Origin of the sequence: Ulvibacterium sp. (genome assembly GCF_965228935.1) — a bacterium.
Lineage (GTDB): Bacteria > Bacteroidota > Bacteroidia > Flavobacteriales > Flavobacteriaceae > Ulvibacterium.
Map to the genome: position 1 here is coordinate 5,070,448 of NZ_OZ245846.1, position 16,043 is coordinate 5,086,490.

Genomic DNA, 16,043 nt, shown 5'->3' on the forward strand with positions numbered 1-16,043 from the left:
AGCAGAATTCCCGTAGAGAATTTTCAATCGGCCAAATTCACCCGCTATCGATATCATTAGTTCGATAGCGGGCTATGATTTAGTTTTTCTTTTCTGCTTCTTTTGCCCACTTCTGCATGGTCTTGATGTAATCAATACCTAGACCATAGGCCCCACCATATCTTTTGGCAAGCTCGTTTACTTCCACGTACTGGTCAGAACGCGCCCAATCCCTATAGACTTCCAACATGTATTGCATGGAGGTCATCGGAATTACCCCGGCTTGGATCATCCGTACCATGGCCATGTCATGTGCCTCTTGTGATACAGCCCCGGAGGCATCGGAGATGACATATACCTCATATCCATCCTCGAGGGCGGACAAGGCGGCAAGATTGATACATACTTCTGTCCAAAGACCGGCCATAACCAATTTTTTCTTTCCGGTAGCTTCTACCGCCTTCACAAAATTCTTGTCTTCCCAAGAGTTCATGGTCGTTCTGTCAATGTAGGTCGACTCATCTGGGTAATACTCCCTGATTTCCGGAAAAATTGGCCCTGAGAATTGTTTTTCGGCCACTGTAGTTATAATCGTTGGCACCTTGAAAAGTTTTGAGGCACCGGCGATCAGACCGGCATTGTTGCGCAATTCTTCAATAGGCTGCGACTCTACGGCAAAAGCCATTTGACCCTCATGATCGATAAGCAGCAGAGCATGGTTTCCAGGGTGTAAAACTTGCTCCGCGGCGTTAGCGGGATCATTTGTAGGATTTGGAGCATACTGCGTCCATTGTCCAAAAGTTAGGGCACTTACGAATAGGGTTAGCATAGATAATTTAAAAGTTCTCATTTTAGATGTATTTGATGTCATTTTAGACGGTTATTACTTGATTTAATTGTTAATTACTTGATATTCATGGGTACTTCCATCAACAATACCTCAGCTTTGGAATCGGCCGTGATTTCAATGTTTTCAATATCCCAAAGGCCATAGCCATCCCTCTTATTGAGTGACTGTCCGTTGATGGTTACATTCCCTTCTATCACGAAGGCATAGACCCCATTGCCAGCTTTTTTGACTTGATATTCCAACTCGGTGTTTTTCTCTAGCTTACCTAAATGAAACCAAGCATCTTGATGGATCCATACCCCTTCATCATTGGCGTTGGGCGAAAGGATTTGCTGTAGTTTATTGTGCCGTGCTCCTTCTTCCAAGGTAATCTGTTGATAGCGCGGCGTTACCCCACCCTTATTGGGCATCACCCAGATTTGGAGGAATTTTACCTGTTTTTCTCGGTTGGCGTTCATCTCGCTATGCTGGATGCCACTTCCGGCACTCATGACCTGCACATCGCCTTGTTTGATGATCTCGCTTCGGCCTGTACTGTCCATATGCTTCAAATCGCCTTCCAAGGGAATGGAGATGATTTCCATATCGCTATGGGGATGTTTTCCAAACCCCATACCTGCGGCAACGGTATCATCGTTCAACACCCGCAATACGCCAAAGTTCATACGTTCTGGGTTGTAGTAGTTCGCAAAGCTGAAGCTGTGCTTGGATTGTAGCCATCCATGATTGGCATCCCCACGGGTTTCTGCTTTATGCAATACGGTAGTTTTTGTTTTTGTTTCCATGTTTTTTATATGATTAAATCCTACTTGTTTTAAAGGTTCTCGGGAATGCTGCTTTTCTTTCGGGTTTGCGGAGACCACAATTCCAGTTGTGGAGGCCAACCCTCCCAAGACCGTTCTTTTTATGAATTCCTTTCGTTCCATTGTTTTGATTTGAATTCGTTCTTCCATGTGCCATTTCTGTACCAAAACAATAACTCCCTTATTTACAGGGAGTTTGAGGTGTTGTTCCAAAAAACGAACTGCTATTTTTTTAGATTTTTCTGATATATGAGAACTTTTAACCTATTTTTAAGGTGCAAAAGCTTAAAAAAATGTCCGACTCCGTCGCTTATGAAATCATTAACCAATGGTTGGTGGAAGAGCTTCCCTACGAAGTAATCTGGTTCAATGAACAGGGGCAGATTGTATATGCCAATGCCTTGTTTTTTAAACGGTTAGGTTATAGCAGATCACAAATGGGCAAGCTCAGTATCTTTAACCTAAATCCCACCGTGACCCAAATGGAGTGGGAAAAGCACTGGAGAGATGTTGGGGAAAAGAAGGTGGTCAACTTCAAGGACACCCATAAGCGAAAGGACGGAAAACTATATGAAGTCGAAGTTTTTGCGCAGTTTTTCTCAAATAATGGAAAAAATCTGATTAGCGCATTGATCAATGACATTTCCGATTCCAGTTTTTATAAGAACCTTTTGGGGCATGTGGAACGAATGACCCAGGTGGGCGGGTGGAAACTGAACCTTCAGGACGGGTCGCTTATCGTAACCAAGGAAGCGTTAAAACTTTTTGGTACCGCTGATAAGGAAAATCTGCTTCCAGGGACCATCATCCATCAATTCAAGGAACCGGAACGGTTAAAAACATTGCTCAAGGAAACCATGCGCCACGCAAAACCCTATGATGAGATCCTGGAGACCCGTGAGAACCCATCGCGTTTTATCCGATGTCAGGGCCAGGCCATCCTGAAAGGCGAAAAGATTTTTAAGGTCATCGGGGCCTATGAGGATGTGACCGTGCAAAAAGAACGTGAAAATGCCCTTAAACTATATAAGGAAATCCTGGACAATGCAGAAGACCTAGTCTATGTGTACAATAGGGAGGGCAAGCTGTTGCATTATAGTAATTCCGTTGCCAAGCATTTGGGTTTTAGTCCGAAGGAACTGGAAAGCTTTTTCATTTTTGATTTGGATTCGTCCATTACCAAGGAGTGGTGGGGAGAGCATATGGATGATATTGCCAAGAACAAGGTACTGCGCTTTGAATGGTTGGTCACCCGAAAAGATGGCACAAAGTTTCAGGCGGACATCACGGCCAACCACATTTGTTATCGAGGCGAGGATTTGAATTGTGCCATCGTCAGGGACATTACGGAACGAAAGAAAAAGGAGGAACAATTGTTCCAAGCGTTTGGGGAAATCAAATCGCTACAACGGCAATTGGAACAGGAGAACGAGTACTTACAGACCGAGATAAAGCGAAATATCAATTTTGATGATATTATATGTACCAGTGAGAGCTATGCGAAGGTGTTGAAGGAAGTGGAGAAAGTGGCCCCAACCGATACCTCCGTTTTGATTACGGGGGAGTCCGGTACGGGAAAGGAGTTATTGGCCAATGGAATTCATCAAAATAGCAAACGCAACGAACGCCCGCTGATCAAGGTGAATGTGACCACCTTGCCCAATGAACTCATCGAGAGTGAGCTTTTCGGTCATAAAAAAGGGGCGTTTACCGGGGCCACCTCCGATAAGATAGGAAAATTTACGTTGGCGAATGGTGGTACCATCTTTTTGGATGAAATCGGTGAAATGCCCTTGGGGCTGCAACCTAAGTTATTACGGGTGCTTCAAGAAGGAGAGTTCGACCCTTTAGGAAGTACAAAAACCGAAAAGGTGGACGTGCGTGTTATTGCGGCTACGAACAGAGACTTGGAAGAAATGGTCAAAAATGGAAAATTCAGGGAAGATCTATATTATCGCCTTAACGTCTTCCCCATTCATAATATCCCGCTGAGAGAGCGGAAGGAGGACATTCCCTTGTTGGCACAGTATTTTTTAGAAAAGTATTCGGCAAAAGCAGGAAAGGGATTGCGTAAAATCTCCAAAAAAACCTTGGATGCATTTACTAGGTATTCCTTCCCCGGCAATATCCGTGAGTTGGAGAACTTGATTGAAAGGGCGGTAATCCTTGAAGAGGGAACTACTCTTTTTCCGGGAAGTTGGCTGCCCAACGGGAAATCCAAGATAAAGGAAGATACTGCCCTAAAGACCTTTGAGGAAATTCAACGGGATCATATTATCAAGGTACTACAGCATACCAAGGGCCGTGTGAGCGGTCCGCAGGGCGCGGCCGTAATCTTGGATATGAAGGACAAAACCTTGTTTGCCAAGATGAAACGTCTCGGGATTAAAAAAGAGACCGTTTATACATCCTAGGTAATCGGATTTTGAGGATATTTGCGTACACCACAAATAACCCCTATATGCATTTTTCGACCACGAATTGTTCGGATTTCATAGACCTGATTTTGACAAATTCCCTTGAAATGGATTGTATCCCCAAAAAGGACTGAATATTTTGAAAATGGAAGTTTCCCTAAACCTAGCGGCCGTAATTGGGCCGATACTAATGGCCATCGCCTCGTCCGAATATTTAAATTTCAAAATTTGGAAGAACGTCCATCCCACGGTAGTATATCTTAATGGCTTGGTCTTATTGATAGGTGGGTTAATTGTCATCCGAATGCATAATCATTGGTCTATGGACTGGACGCTCGTCATTACAATATTCGGTTGGTTGTTTATACTGCTCGGACTTGCCAGAATGTTTTTCCCTACCCAAAAACAACCTGAAAAATCCTTGTTCTCAAATCTTTTGTTATTGGTATTGTTCCTGGTAGGGCTGTTCCTATCGTTCAAGGCTTACTTTGCATAACCAAAGAACAATAGGAATCGTAATCAACTTTCGCAAGTACCAATACAATTTGGCATCCTTTTACTATCTTTAATCTACTATTCAAAAGCTGCCCGAAACCTAATTTCAAAGGAAAAGAATTGATACATCAATGGGGCCACATATACTAATTCTGGGAGGAAACGGTGGTGTAGGAAGGGCACTGTCAAGAAATATTCTTAAACTAACCCATTGCGACGTTACCATAGGGGGTAGGAACCTACATGAATCCAATCGCTTTGCAAAAATCCTACTCGGCGAGTATCCGGATAAACAAATCAAAACAGTTTATGCGGATGCCACCCAAAGAGAAGATCTGGAAAGTGTTTTTAGTCGAGTAGATTTGGTAATCGTCACTACTACCACCCCTGATCATATGGGCACTATTGCCGAGGCTGCCCTCGAAACCGATACCGATGTAATCGATATCTTAATCCGAGGGGACGTTGTTGATAAACTTGAAGCCTATCAAGAAAGAATTATTTCGGAACAACGTATCTTCATCACTCAGGCCGGCTTTCATCCCGGTCTCCCTGCTCCATTTATAAAGTATGCGAAAACTAAATTTGATAACTATATAAGCGCAAATGTGGCCATGGTTATGAACACCCTCTTCAGAAAACCAGAATCCACTTATGAGATAATTCACGAAATTACGGAAGGCAATGCTCAAATATCGAAGGATGGCAAGTGGAAAAAGGCCTCGTATAAGGATGGAATACGAGTTCAATTCTCCAAAGAATTTGGGTTACGGCTATGCTACCCTTCTCAAATGAGGGAAATATTCCCACTGCAAAAGGAATTGGACATCAACAATATGGGTGTTTATATCGCAGGCTTCAACTACTTTGTGGATAATGTGGTGTTTCCGTTTTCAGTAATCATGAATTCTATAAAAAAGGGAGCGGGAAAGAAGCTTTCTGCCAAACTGATGCATTGGGGCGTAAAACGATTCTTCAAGGGCTCTCCCGGCGTAGAATTTAAACTGCTCGCCAACGGAACAAAAAATGGCCAAAAGGTCAATTATTCATTGACGGCATATTCTTCTGATCCATTTGATTTTTCATCCTATGCCATAATAGCCTGTCTAAATCAATACTTGGACCATACCATACATAGACCGGGCCTATATCTTATGGGCCATGTTGTTGACGAAAGAAGGGTAATCGAGGATTTAAAAAACATGGGAGTTCAAATTCGCGAGCATAATTCCATAAATGCCGTTGATACTAAGTAAAATGGAAATATGAATGGCTATGGTAACCTGATTTACAAAACTGCCCATACAAAGTACGGCCCGGTACGGTACCTGGATATGGGGGCATCAAATAACAAAGTAGTTTTATTCTCTACAGGTGGAGGAGCCAGTTTTATGGGGGCTATAGCTTTCGAGTGGATCTGTGACGCAGGCTACAGGGTTTTATCGATCAATAGACCGGGTTATTATGATTTACCGGTAAATGCTGCCAGTAGCATCGAGGAACAAGCCGACATTTACCATGAAGTAATTAAGTCTTTAAATATCGAGGATAAAATTAATGTGTTTGGCATCTCAATGGGAGGTCTTTCCGCTTTGTATTACACATCCAAGTATCCAACTAAATCGTTGGTACTTTGGAGCGCCGTAACTGGCAAATACCAAGTGAACAAAGAATCTGCCAATTCCCTGCTCGGAAGATTGGTCTTAAAAAAGTCCGGCAAGAAACTCATTTCCTGGATGCTGAAAACTTCGGCGAAACTGTTTCCGGAAATGACTATCGAAACCTTCTTAAAAACCGAAGCAGATCTGAACAAAAAAGAAAGGCAAAAAATTGCAAGGGAAATCGTTCAAGACCCTGAAAGCAAGGCAGAATTTATGGCGTTCATTGCCTCCATGACACCCATGAATGATTTATACAAAGGAATGATGGACGAAGTAAACAAAGTTGAAAACCTGGGCGAGGTGGATTGGACTATCATCACTTGTCCGACTTATGCCATACATTCTACAATCGACATTGATGTAGGCATGGATCATCCAAAAAGATTGGAAGAAATGATTCCAAACTTAAAATTGGAATACGTAAAGGCAGGGGGTCATTTTGTTTGGTGGGGAACGGAAGGGAAAGCCGTTAAAAAGAATACAATTCAATTTCTGAATGAAATTAATATGGATTAGAGAGGTCCAATCTTATGATTCAGTGAAAAGCACAGCACAGGTAAACTAAACGAACCTTGGTTTGAGTAGCACCCTTTCCCGATAGACTTGTGACCAAGGCAATATTGCAGATTAACGGATTTGGCCGAAGTTTGCAATATACCGTATATTGCCCATTAAACCGTGAGGCTCTACTATTGAAAAAAACGAAAAAATACCAACGGATTCAGGAATATATAAAGAAACGGATACAAATTGGCAAATATCCTGTAGGAAGTTATCTGCCCTCAGAGCACAGTTTTTGTCATCAGTTCAACACCACCAGAACCACCGTACGAAAGGCACTTGACGAACTGATGAAGGAAGGGTTCATCGAAAAGGAGCATGGGAAGGGCAGTAAAGTCCTGGAACGGCGTAAATCCTTGGGATTATTGACAATAAAGGGATTTTCGGGCGCTATCGATTATGAGGTAAAAACGATACTGACCAAGGAACCAAAAATTACGGATTGGGATCCATCCATAGCATTTTCCCTCACAAAAGAGGAGCAAAAATCCAAGTGTGTCTATTTTCAGCGGGTACGGCATATCAACAATCGGCCGGTGGTTCTGGAAAATAATTGGTATTCGCTCAATGCCCTGGAGATCATTAAGCCGGATGACTTTGTAGAAGGTTCTTTTTTTAAAACCCTGAGTCAAGAATATCTGATTGAGATAATGGGTGCGGAACAGGAATTACGATCGATACCCGCAACCAAGGATATCGCACAAAATCTGGGGATTTCCGAAGGGAATTCCATTTTGCATATTTCGGTGCGGTTTAGGACCAGTAAAGCAGGCCTTAACCTTTATGGGGATCTGTATTGCAATACCAGGGAATACCCGATTAGAAATAGTTACTTCCTGTAATTCGCTCAGGAGGCGCCAAAGAATGCGTACAACATCTTTGGGTTTTCAAAAAACACTTGTTGGTAGTACGCTTCCAATCCCTTGGATTTGAGAAAATCAGGAATGGTTTCAATAAGATAGTTTAACCCAGGTTGGCCACCATAACTCTGCCAGTAGGCATTTTTGGCCATATCCATGCCCATAGTAATCTGTTCGGGATAATCCGGCAGTAATTTTTCCAAAAGATTGTGGGTATAATTGGGCTGTCCTTTTTTCCATCGGAAAGCACTGTCGTATTCAACCCGAACACCGACGTCCAAGACGGCCCTATTGTAGTCAACATCCATCGCGCGGTCTACGTGGGACAATACAACGTGTTGTAACTTTGCACCCAGTTTTTCAAAAAGCAGGGCTTGCTCCAATGCCTGCCTACCAAAATTGGTGTGTGTCAATATCGGGGCTCCGGTCTCCAGGTGGGCATTGACCACGGCCCTAAAAATCAACTCCTGATGTTTTGTAAAAGAATCGTCTCCTGTAGCTAGTTTAATGAGTCCTGCTTTATGCGGTGTTCTTTTGACCAAAGGACCGGAATAATCAAACTGATCGATGCCCTCTTCAATATCGGCTATAAAAAGTCGGGTCAACTCATCTTCAGTACTGGAATAGCGCCAATGGTTCCCTGGATAGTAGATTTCCAAGTGAAGACCCGTAGGCACAATGATGTTTACCCCACTATATTGACTCACCTGTACCGACTTCAAAATGTTTCGGCCACTATTCGCCGGCATGGTATCCACAACGGTTCTACCCCCGGCATTGTAAAAACTGGTAAGCTCGGTAGAAATTCTGGGGACATCGTTCAACAAAAACTCCGGATGCTTGGCGGTAACATAGCAATCCTCGATCACAATATGCTCGTGGGCATAGGTAAGCCCCATTTCCGTGACGGGCCTATCACCCAAAACCGTTCTAAAAAAATCTTGTTGCATAGTTTTTAATTATTCGCCCATCCACTACGGGAGATATCCGCAATCTTACTTGGTGTTTCCAAAACAGCTCCCAGTTTAATTAGGGAATCCTGTAGTTTTGGGATGTCTATATGCTTGGGTTCTTGGTCGGAATTCAAAGAAAGTACCGCGGCAATACCGGCGGCCTGCCCCATACTCATGGTCTGGGCCATAGAACGACAGGATGCATGGGCATCATGTGTGGCGGAAAAGCATCGACCCACCACCCAGGCATTTGTACTTTCTTTTGGAACAATGGTACCATACGGGACACCATAAGTTCCCCCATTGGGAACATATTGCCAAAAGGTCTCCGATTTGCCGTCATCGGACTTGCGGTGGTCCTCAATAGGTGCACCACAGAGAAAAATCTGGTCATCAAAAATTTTCGCGGACATACAATCCGCTTTGGTCAATCGGTATTCACCATAGACACGTCGGGTTTCCCGAACACCAATTTGATGGGAAAGTCCTATTATTTTAGCATTTTCATAGCCCGGAACCTCGGCCCTAAAGAAATCCTCAAAAATAAAGGCTTGCTTGCGCCCCTCGATTTCCGCTTGGGTAATGCCTTCCACATCCAAAGGATTAAGGTCAACCACTTTTACGGCAACGGTGGATATGCATTTGGGTTGGCACATTTCATGAGCGGATCCCTCCTTTCGAGGCAGGGGATACGACCCTTTTTCATATGCGGTCGCCATTTTTTCCTTGAGCATTTTCTTGCCCCCCGCTGCTTCATAGACCTCATGTTCCACATTAGACATGCGAAAGGTGGTCGTCATACTTTGGGCAGGTTCCTTTTCTCCAGCAAGTTCATAAGGAATACCGGCCCAATGGCAGTAATCCGCATCACCCGAAGCATCGATTACACGTCTTGCACTTATGGAAAAAAAGCCCATTCCCTTATGGAAAAAGATGCAGGTAGACATCTCCCCTATACTTTCTACGGCCACCAAGGTAGAATGATAAAAGACTTCCACACCACTTTTTACAAACATAATGTCCCAAACTTGTTTTAGTTTTTCAGGGTTATAATTAACCCCTGTTCCGGCCCCATACGTATTGGGCCTAAGAAACACATTTCCTGATGTATTCAAGGTATCCACTATTTTATCCGGTATCCCTCCGACAATTTTTTTTGGGGTATCGGACGGGGTAAAAAAACCGTAAAACGTATCGAGCATTTGTGTGGAGGTACCCCCGGGAAACCCGTAACGCTCTACTAGGGTTACTTTATATTTTCCTCGGGAGGCGGCGATTGCCGCCGTAGATCCGGCACTTCCACTCCCGATAATAAGTATATCCGTTTTATAGTTTTTAGTGATTTTTGAGGTAAAGTGCATACGATTAGTTTTGAGGCCCTACATTTTCATACAATTTTGCCATTAAATGGGCATGCTCGTCATAGGCCGATTCGAATAGTTCCATTGCCCGTTTTTCCCCGATTATTTTCCCGCTACTCAAGACCTTTGGCGATTTCCCATTTTTATGGAGGATATTGGCTACTTCCGCCTTGACCGAGTTTATAATCAAAACTCCACCCAAAGTAGAACCGGGTGCCACGGGGGAATCGAGCCCATCTAGATAGATCATAGCATCACCTAGAGGAGCCCCGGTATCCAGAACATAATCGGCAAAATCGGTCAACTTTTTTCCATCGGCTTTTTTCGAAGTGCTGCCCTCCAAGTGAAGGCTACTTACCAAGGCCACTACCTTGATTTTTCGTTTTTGGAATTCCTCGGCCATTTCTATGGGAACCACATTGCAACCGCTGGATGAGATAACGAGTGCCGTATCCATTGGGCTGGTATCAAAGTTTCGAAGGATTCGTGCCGCAAGTCCCGGAACATTTTCAAGGAACATGGCCTGTCTTTGTCCGTTGGCACCCACCACCAGATTATGAAAGGAGAGGGACAACTCCACTATAGGATTAAAACCTGGGAAAGATCCATAACGCGGCCACATTTCCTCCACCATTATTCGGCTATGCCCCGATCCGAACAAGTGTACCATTCTACCATTTAAAATGGACTTGGCAAAGAGTTGCGCCACTTCTTGAATTACGGACTCCTGTCTTTCTATCGTGGAAATGATATCCCTTCCTTTTTCCAAATACTGTTTTGTAACGCTCATTTATCTCTTGATTAACTATTGTTTTTTCTGGCAAAAAAGGCCGCCCCAATGGCACCGGCGAAACTACCATGCCTCGCTGCCTCTAATTTTATCTTATGTCCTTTCGGCCGCCATTCATAGCGGGTCATGAAATCCCGTAAGGGTTCCATCAATACGTCTTTGGCACCTGCCGTTATGCCTCCTCCCAAAACGATCAGCTCCGGGGAAAGTATATTGGTCAGAGAAGCCAGTGCCACCGCCAATTTTTGAACGGATTCCAACCACCATCCCGTAGCGCTTTCTTCCCCGTTTTTATAGGCATCCACCAGTTCGCGGACACTTCTGTATCGTCCCTGGGTCCTTTCGGAAACTGAAAAGTTACCAACAGCATGCTCCAAACTCCCTGGCATATTGGTCATGGTGGGGGCGCCATCATAGGCAACCGTCATATGGCCCACATGGCCTGCCCGCTGTAGGTTTCCCTGATACAATTTCCCATTGATAATAATGCCTCCACCAACACCGGTGCCCAGAGTAAGCATCAGCATATGTTGTATTCCCTGTCCCCTATAGAAGGATTCATATTCGGCCAGACAGGCCGAATGCCCATCGTTGATGATTTTGATGTCCCGCTGTAATTCTTCGGACCAATTAAAATTCTCTATGCCCTGTAGGCGTTCGGGCATGTGGAGTATCATCTGGTTTTTTTTGTCGACCAGACCGGGAGCCGAGATCGCACATTGCAGCAATCCGTCATCCTTTCCAGCATATCGGTGGGTCTTTTCTGCAATTTGTGCAATTATTTTTTTCTTCCAAAGTTCTGCGTCCATAGAATCATCCTCGGTCAAAACCTCATCTTGATCCAAGATTTCACCTTCCCCATTGAGGACAACGGTCTTAATTTTTGTCCCTCCAATATCGATACCCAAATAGTGCGTTGTCATTTCTCCAAAGACGAATTGTATTGTCCCTCACTAATAATCCAACCCCCATCGACGGACAAAACCTGTCCGGTAATGAATTTGGAGTTTGGATGCAGGAACATTAACACGGCATTATTGATATCCTCGGATGCTCCTGCACGTCCTCCATCCAATGGTTGCTTTGTCTTCAGAAATTCCAATATCTCCTTATCCTCTGCGGCCCGTTTCGCCATGGGGGTAATGAATAGGCTCGGCGCAATAACATTAACGCGGATGTTGTGCCGGGCATAGTAGGAGGCAATGGATTTTGAAAAACCGATAATGGCCGATTTAGCCGCGGCGTAGGCATGGGTAACGAAATACTTTGGAGATGGGGAAAAACCTAATACAGATCCCATATTCAAAATAGCCCCTTCTTTTTTGTGTTCAAGAAAATACTGAATTACGGCCTGGTTGGAAAGCATCAAGGAGGTCAGGTTAAGTTCCAAGGTCTTGTTCCAACCGTCCAGGGTCATTTGGTCCAAAGGACCATCACCCCATTTACGGCCGCTTCCCCCAGCTACGTGGAATAGTCCGGTAATATTTCCAAAAGCGTTATGGGCCATTTGTATTGCAGTTTTTATGGTTTCAGGGGCCGCGGCATCCCCACTCAATGAAAGACTGCCATGCCCCAAGGTTCTCTCCGCTTTTTTGCAATTATCTGGATTTCTTCCGACAACGAGAACATTCGCGCCATTGGCTTTCAATGCCTTGGCCGCGGTAAGACCCATTCCGGTAGTGCCGCCCATAACGATATATGAGGTGTTCCTAAAGTCCATAATTATTAGGTTGCCCAGGGTTTATCATCCCGATCGTAAGGCATGCAGGCCTCAAATTTTCCAGGAAGCGGAAGGTAATTTCTAGCTTGGGTCATTCCAATTTCCGAAGAGAAGTATCCGGAAATGGTCAAACCCTTTAAAAGGTCAAAATAATGGGGCTTTGATTCTTCTTCATTTTCCCTTTTCAGATTATACGTCAACGCCTCGTCCTGTACCACCTCCAATAGCTTCAATTTTTGGGAGGGATCGGCCTGAACAAAAGAACATGAGAAAGTTTTTGCCGCTCTCGAATCCAATTCGTTAATCCCGTCCAGGAAGATAGTTTGTTCTTCCTGGGGCATACAATCCTCATACATGAGCAACATATATTCTCCAATCTTAGCGGCCCTAGCTCCTGGGGAGGATGCCGTATCCGGAATAATGGTATTCCCCAATTCATCCAGCAAGGGAATATCGGCATCGGTCAGGGCGGTACGTAGAGTTGGCCTGTACTCGCAACCCTGCAATAGGCCTGCTGCCGGGAGTAAAAGCGTACCCCCGCTCCCTAGGGCCATTCGATTGATAAAAGTTTTGCGTAGCATTAGTATCGCTTAGAGGTTCATTTTTTTTAATTCGCTCACTGCAAAATCCACAGCTCGGGCCGTCAAGGCCATATAGGTCAATGATGGATTTTGACAGGCGCTTGAGGTCATACAGGCACCATCCGTTACAAAAACGTTTTTGGCACCCCAGACTTGATTGTTTCCATTGAGCACAGAGGTTTTCGGGTCACGGCCCATTCGGGCAGTTCCCATTTCGTGAATGTTCAGGCCTATATTCCGTACCTGTTTCTTATCCTCTATATTCTTAAAGTTCAACGAATCCAGCATTTCCATTGCCGTATTGACCATATCCCTGGTCATAGCGGTCTCGTTCTCCTTGTATTCCGCATCGATGTTCAATAAAGGCATACCCCATTCATCGGTTTTGTCCTTACTTAAGGTTATCCTGTTTTCGTGATAGGGGAGGCATTCGCCCATGCCGTTAAAACCAAATTTCCAGGGGCCCAACCGAGTCAAGTCGGTCTTTAGGGTTTCGCCAATAACCGTTTTGCTCAGCTCGCTCTGCGCGGATCGTGAACCTCCTGCGGCATAGGCATAGCCCCGTTTGAAATCTTTCTGTTTGTCCTTACCAAAATTTCTAAACCTAGCTAGATAGGTTCCGGTCGGTCGTCTTCCGGAATAATATTTATCCTTGAAACCGTCATATTCTCCCTGTACTTTACAGTTATAGTTATGATCCATCAAATTGTGGCCCAGTTCGCCGGAATCGTTGCCCATTCCATCCGGAAAACGTGATGAAACGGAATTCATCAGCAAAAGGGTAGAGTTTAAGGTAGAACCGTTTACAAAGATAATCTTGGCAAAATATTCGATGTTTTCCTTGGTATTGGCATCTACAATGCGCACGCCGGTGGCCTTCCCCGAAGTTTCATCGTAAATTATGGATCGTGCCACGGAAAAAGGTCGGATGGTCAAGTTCCCCGTTTTTTCCGCCGCTGGAAGTGTAGCGGAGTTGCTGCTGAAGTAGCCACCAAACGGACAACCCCGATTACATAGGCTACGATACTGGCAGGGGCCTCTTCCGTTATGCTTGGTGGTGAGATTAGCGGTTCTTGAAATTACAAGGTGGCGGTCGTCATACTGTTTTGCCAATTGTTCCTTCACATGTTTTTCAAGACAGTTCATTTCCATGGGCGGTAGAAATTCACCATCCGGAATGACCGAAAGCCCATCCCTGTTCCCACTTATGCCCACAAATCTTTCTACATAGCTATACCATGGAGCGATGTCCTCGTACCGTATGGGCCAATCGATTGCAATACCTTCCTTGGCGTTGGCCTCAAAATCGAGATCGCTCCAACGTTGGGTCCATCGCGCCCAAAGTAAGGATTTACCGCCCACCTGATATCCCCGTATCCAGTCGAAAGGTTTCGTCTGTTCATAGGGATGTTCGGTATCCTTGACAAAAAAATGTTCCGTAGCTTCGCTAAAGGCATAACAACGACTCACTACAGGGTTTTCATCCTTTATCTTTTGAGGAATGGCCCCTCGATGTTTAAACTCCCATGGATGCATGCTTGCCGTAGGATAATCATTTATATGCCTTACCATTCGGCCGCGTTCCAACACCAGGGTTTTCAATCCTTTTTCACAGAGTTCCTTTGCTGCCCAGCCACCGCTTATTCCCGATCCAATAACTATGGCGTCATAGGTATTTTTGGCAATTGCCTTTCCGTTGATGTACATATTCTGTTAGATGTTAGACATGAGACGTTAGATGCAAGACTATAGAATGAAAAGCTAGGCCAGGGTCACTTTTCTGGAAACTTTCCCTGTTTTTTTGTGCTTTAAAATGACCGTGACATCCCCGTTCGGTAAAATTTCCTCCTTGATCAGATAGTGGTCATCATCGTAAGATTCCCAATTTTTTTGATGCTCTTCCGGTTCATCCCCACGCCAATCCTCCAAAATTACAGGTTCCCATGTTTTGCTATCGGCCGACTTAAAAGCGGCATCCAAGATAGCGTTGACTACGTAGCCGTCATAGAAGGTTTCCAAGGAGTCGCGATTTTCCTCTATGGCGGTGAACATATCCGTAAACATGTGCGGGTATCCCAATTCATGGGCCTCGTCACCGACCGGAAACAACCAGCCTGCATTCGATTCCGCTTTTTCGGCCACATAACCATCACCACCTTTTCCCGTAGTGAACATTTCAAATCCCGTTCTCAAAAAGCTATTGACCCAAATGGTACCTTCGGTGCCCATGACCTCGTCCCGTAAGTCCATTCCGCCCCTGAACGTCCAACTTACCTCGAACTGCCCAATGGCCCCGTTCGCATATTTTACCAGTCCTATGGCATGATCCTCGGCATCTATGGGATGTACTTGGGTGTCTGCCCAGCACATGACCTCGATCGGTTTTATGTTCTTCCCGATAAAGTTTCGACTTATTTCCACACAGTGGCAACCTAGGTCGATAATGGCCCCTCCGCCGGATTTTTCCTTGTCCCAAAACCAATCGCTATGGGGACCTGGATGGGCTTCGCGGGATTTTGTCCAAAGTATGCGACCAATATCCCCACGATTTATGCTTTCCATCGATTTTAAGAATTTGGGGGTATAGCAAAGGTCTTCCAAATAGCCTCCAAAAATGCCTGCCTTTTCCACTGCATCAAGCATACGTTTGGCTTCCTGTGCATTGCGCCCAAGCGGCTTTGTACAAATAACATGTTTCTTGGCCTTGGCACAGGCCAGTACTGCGGCCTCGTGTAAATGGTTGGGCAAGGAAATCAACACTACATCCACATCCGGGTGCGAGATGGCCTCTTCCATAGAGGTACTGTAATAGGGCAGTTCATAGTCCTTGGCAAAACGTTCGGCATTGGCCTGGTTTCTCGAATAGACCATAATCACATAATCCTTGCGTCTTTGTGCATGTAGCGATTCCGCATAAAAGCGGGCGATAAAGCCCGAACCCAGCATGGCGATTTTCATAATTGTGTCATTGTTTTGGTTCAATACTTGTTGAAGAATCTTTTAAAGATAGCC

Annotated in this window: 15 protein-coding genes; 5 read left to right on the top strand and 10 right to left on the bottom strand. The window is 44.8% G+C overall.

Annotation, left to right across the window (positions count from 1 at the left end):
- Positions 1-79 precede the first annotated feature (79 nt).
- Complete coding sequence (locus ACO06Y_RS21330; RefSeq protein ID WP_422081078.1) at positions 80-829, bottom strand: hydrolase; 750 nt, start codon at positions 827-829, stop codon at positions 80-82.
- Positions 830-882: 53 nt separating this feature from the next.
- Positions 883-1,614 carry a pirin family protein gene (locus tag ACO06Y_RS21335; protein ID WP_422084207.1) on the bottom strand — a complete coding sequence of 244 codons (732 nt, stop codon included), beginning with the start codon at positions 1,612-1,614 and terminating at the stop codon, positions 883-885.
- A 311-nt stretch (positions 1,615-1,925) separates the two neighbouring features.
- Here ACO06Y_RS21335 and ACO06Y_RS21340 point away from each other — a divergent pair, with 311 nt between their 5' ends.
- The 5 genes from ACO06Y_RS21340 to ACO06Y_RS21360 all read left to right on the top strand — a co-directional run bounded on the left by ACO06Y_RS21340 (position 1,926) and on the right by ACO06Y_RS21360 (position 7,608).
- Positions 1,926-4,046, top strand: coding sequence for a sigma 54-interacting transcriptional regulator (locus tag ACO06Y_RS21340; RefSeq protein ID WP_422081079.1), 2,121 nt, complete (start codon positions 1,926-1,928; stop codon positions 4,044-4,046).
- A gap of 148 nt (positions 4,047-4,194) precedes the next feature.
- A complete protein-coding gene (locus ACO06Y_RS21345) occupies positions 4,195-4,545 on the top strand; it encodes a hypothetical protein (protein WP_422081080.1) in 351 nt (116 codons plus the stop codon).
- Between the two features lie 130 nt (positions 4,546-4,675).
- Entirely contained in the window at positions 4,676-5,800 is a 1,125-nt protein-coding gene (locus tag ACO06Y_RS21350) for a saccharopine dehydrogenase NADP-binding domain-containing protein (protein ID WP_422081081.1), read from the top strand.
- A gap of 9 nt (positions 5,801-5,809) precedes the next feature.
- Positions 5,810-6,721: an alpha/beta fold hydrolase gene (locus ACO06Y_RS21355; protein ID WP_422081082.1), complete on the top strand. Its 912-nt coding sequence runs from the start codon at positions 5,810-5,812 to the stop codon at positions 6,719-6,721.
- 176 nt (positions 6,722-6,897) lie between these two features.
- Positions 6,898-7,608 (top strand): GntR family transcriptional regulator, encoded by a 711-nt coding sequence (locus tag ACO06Y_RS21360; RefSeq protein ID WP_422081083.1) that lies wholly within the window; start codon positions 6,898-6,900, stop codon positions 7,606-7,608.
- A gap of 5 nt (positions 7,609-7,613) precedes the next feature.
- On the opposite strand, the gene ACO06Y_RS21365 is transcribed toward ACO06Y_RS21360, so the two are convergent.
- The 8 genes from ACO06Y_RS21365 to ACO06Y_RS21400 are packed head-to-tail and all read right to left on the bottom strand — an operon-like array spanning position 7,614 to position 15,989.
- A complete protein-coding gene (locus ACO06Y_RS21365; RefSeq protein WP_422081084.1) occupies positions 7,614-8,576 on the bottom strand; it encodes a phosphotriesterase family protein in 963 nt (320 codons plus the stop codon).
- A gap of 5 nt (positions 8,577-8,581) precedes the next feature.
- Positions 8,582-9,940, bottom strand: a complete 1,359-nt coding sequence (locus ACO06Y_RS21370; protein WP_422081085.1) for an FAD-dependent oxidoreductase — start codon at positions 9,938-9,940, stop codon at positions 8,582-8,584.
- Between the two features lie 4 nt (positions 9,941-9,944).
- Positions 9,945-10,730: a sugar isomerase domain-containing protein gene (locus ACO06Y_RS21375; protein WP_422081086.1), complete on the bottom strand. Its 786-nt coding sequence runs from the start codon at positions 10,728-10,730 to the stop codon at positions 9,945-9,947.
- Positions 10,731-10,741: 11 nt separating this feature from the next.
- On the bottom strand, positions 10,742-11,653 hold the full coding sequence (locus ACO06Y_RS21380; RefSeq protein WP_422081087.1) for an ROK family protein: 912 nt from the start codon (positions 11,651-11,653) through the stop codon (positions 10,742-10,744).
- On the bottom strand, positions 11,650-12,450 hold the full coding sequence (locus ACO06Y_RS21385; RefSeq protein WP_422081088.1) for an SDR family NAD(P)-dependent oxidoreductase: 801 nt from the start codon (positions 12,448-12,450) through the stop codon (positions 11,650-11,652). The genes ACO06Y_RS21380 and ACO06Y_RS21385 overlap by 4 nt, the downstream gene beginning before the upstream one ends.
- 5 nt (positions 12,451-12,455) lie before the next feature.
- A complete protein-coding gene (locus ACO06Y_RS21390; RefSeq protein WP_422081089.1) occupies positions 12,456-13,031 on the bottom strand; it encodes a gluconate 2-dehydrogenase subunit 3 family protein in 576 nt (191 codons plus the stop codon).
- A 9-nt stretch (positions 13,032-13,040) separates the two neighbouring features.
- Positions 13,041-14,738, bottom strand: coding sequence for a GMC oxidoreductase (locus ACO06Y_RS21395; RefSeq protein ID WP_422081090.1), 1,698 nt, complete (start codon positions 14,736-14,738; stop codon positions 13,041-13,043).
- Between the two features lie 54 nt (positions 14,739-14,792).
- Entirely contained in the window at positions 14,793-15,989 is a 1,197-nt protein-coding gene (locus ACO06Y_RS21400; RefSeq protein ID WP_422081091.1) for a Gfo/Idh/MocA family protein, read from the bottom strand.
- Between the last annotated feature and the right edge of the window lie 54 nt (positions 15,990-16,043).